1 protein-coding gene and 1 pseudogene are annotated in these 2,527 nt (G+C 30.9%); one reads left to right on the top strand and one right to left on the bottom strand.

The window, feature by feature from the left end:
* Positions 1–167 precede the first annotated feature (167 nt).
* A complete protein-coding gene (locus tag ACFIO3_RS11380; RefSeq protein ID WP_375704484.1) occupies positions 168–857 on the bottom strand; it encodes a hypothetical protein in 690 nt (229 codons plus the stop codon).
* Positions 858–2,213: 1,356 nt separating this feature from the next.
* Here ACFIO3_RS11380 and ACFIO3_RS11375 point away from each other — a divergent pair.
* A pseudogene (locus ACFIO3_RS11375) lies at positions 2,214–2,527 on the top strand (hypothetical protein); the annotation flags it as partial.

Here is a 2,527-nt window from a genome sequence, read left to right as displayed (position 1 = left end):
GAAAAGTCTTTTAAAGCTTTAATGCGATAAAGAATTTGATTACTAATTACACGCGTTTCATTTGTGAGTGCAAACTTCTTTTGCATGGCACAATTCCTTTATAAAAAGATTTAAATTTTAAAATGAGATGTTTTAAAGAGGGGCGCCCCCGCCGCGCCTAGTGTTAATTACATTGCCTCGTCATAATACTCATGACGGTAATAATCATCTTCACTTCCAAATCTTGGAATTGCTTCATCATGAATTTGATCCTCTTCTGTTAAAGAGGCAGCACTATGAACACAAGAAGAACCAGATACATAAGAACCACAAACCACGGCATCATCAACGACATAGGAATCATCACAAATATAAGCACCATCACTTATTTTAGCATTGCCACCGACATGAGCATTATCACAAATAACAGACATATCAGAAATATGAGCATGGCCACTTACACGGGCGTTATCATAAATTTTAACATTGCCTTCAATAACCACGGCGTTTTCAACATGGGCATTGCCATAAACCTCACAATAATCATTTATTGCCATGCCTTGAAAAATAGCATTCCCATAAATTTTAGCATCGCCATAAACGTCTACAAAAAAGCCTTTGACTTTAGCATTTTCATAAACCCTTGCATTTTCAAAAACGCGCGCTTTGTCATACACCCAGCAATTTCCTTTGTGAGATAAGTTGCTTTCCTTTTCAATAAAGCCGCCTAGATCGCCAGCTTTAACATCCCCAAAATCTCTTAAAGCACGAATGCGATATAAGAAATGACCAGCTACGCAATCCATTTCACTAGTAAATTCATATTTTGGGGATATTTTTTTCTTATTAACGGGGGTGTTTTTTGAGATATTTTTCATATTTAAAACCTACATGTTTATATGTTTGTTATTGACAACCCTTTAAGGGCGTCGGGCGTTAACAAACACGGCATGTAGTCCGTTGCTATGCTTTCCCCATAAAGAGTATTGTATGGCATAAGCACACCCGACAAAATCATCATATATGCTAATTAAAGCATAAAAGATAGCCAGTTTTTAAAAGCTTTGGAAAGATTGTATCGTAATCTATCCGCTACATGTTCAGTGTTTGTTAATCACTTGATTACTTATATAACAAAATACGTATTTATTGTCAAATAATATTTTATCTTTTTTGATATTTTTTTTGTACTTTTTAAATGCGTTATGTATTAATAATATAATATGCTTATGAATTTCTTCTTTTATATTTATATGCTTTTAAAGCTATATTATGGGCGTTCTTAAACGATTGCGTTATGTTTTGAATCTATACATTTATAATATTTAAAAACGCTCTCATAATGCGTATTTTTATCTTTATAACCTATTAGTTTTTTCACTAAATGAATTTTAATTTTTTTGTGAATTTATAACACATTTGCAACTTAACAGCTTTTTATAGGGACTGTTTTTATAACCAACGCATTCATTTGTATTATGATTATAAAACCTTCTTTATAACTGTTATATGTTTTATAGCCACCGCATCATTTTTCATTTTCATAAGAGAAACGATAAATAGGATAATTGTAATTTATAGACTGTTATGAAAACATCTCAATAGAAACTGATAATTATAGAGATTAGCAAAATCCCTTTTAATAGGCTTTTGTTATTTTGATTAGTTCTTTTTAATAGATAACCTTATGATTTTAGTTAGTGATTAAAATGTGCTTTATGAAAAGCATATGATCCTTTAAAACCTTTCAAAAGATAGCTTGTAACTCATAAGAAGTGCTATCAAGATCATTATAGTTATGAGTTTTGAAGGGGTTTTGAGTTTTGACGGTTGCTCCTTTTAGATAAAAAAACGATAAAAAGTAAAAACGTTATTTTTCAATATGTTAAGATTTTACAGATCTTAAAAAACAACCCATATTGATAATACAACCTCTAAATTCAATCAATAATATACGTTTTGAGGGGGGGTGAGAGTTTTAGGAACCTTCAAAACCTATAAGCAAAATGAATATACATAACACACTTTAAACAAAGCTTTTGATAACAATAAAGCTATCCATTTTAGATTACGGTATAACCTCTTAAAGGCAATGTAAAAAAATCTAATTCTATTTAAGAGTGGATTTCTTAAATTTTGCAAAACAATCTAAAAAAATTATTTAAAAATTCAAATCGTATCTTTAATTTGAATTATAAATACATTATTAGACTTTTGATATTAATCAAAGGTTTATGATGATGAAGTTTTTTATTTTATTTTGTTTGTTAATACTCACAGCTTGTGGTCCTTGGGATAATCAAGTAACACACTTGACCGGAATTGTTGATCCAAACTACAAGGGACGATTTCAAACCAAAAAGGTGGTCATAGGAGGTGTTGGCATGTCTATTTCTGAGCAAAAAGAACTTGAAGACACCTTTGAGAAATCCCTCGTTAAATACAATGTACAGATATTGAGAGGATTAGAACTTTTCCCTCCAACTCGTAATTATTCCTATAACGAGAAAGAGAAAATTATAACAAATAAAGGCGCAGATGCACTCCT

It is taken from the genome of Bartonella sp. AD328YNZD (assembly GCF_042196425.1).
The sequence above is the reverse complement of the archived record's forward strand: the minus strand, read 5'-3'. Positions and strand labels throughout refer to the sequence as shown.

Excerpts from the sequence above, each read along its gene's own strand:
- ACFIO3_RS11380 (WP_375704484.1), bottom strand. The coding sequence starts at position 857 with ATGAAAAATATCTCAAAAAACACCCCCGTTAATAAGAAAAAAATATCC.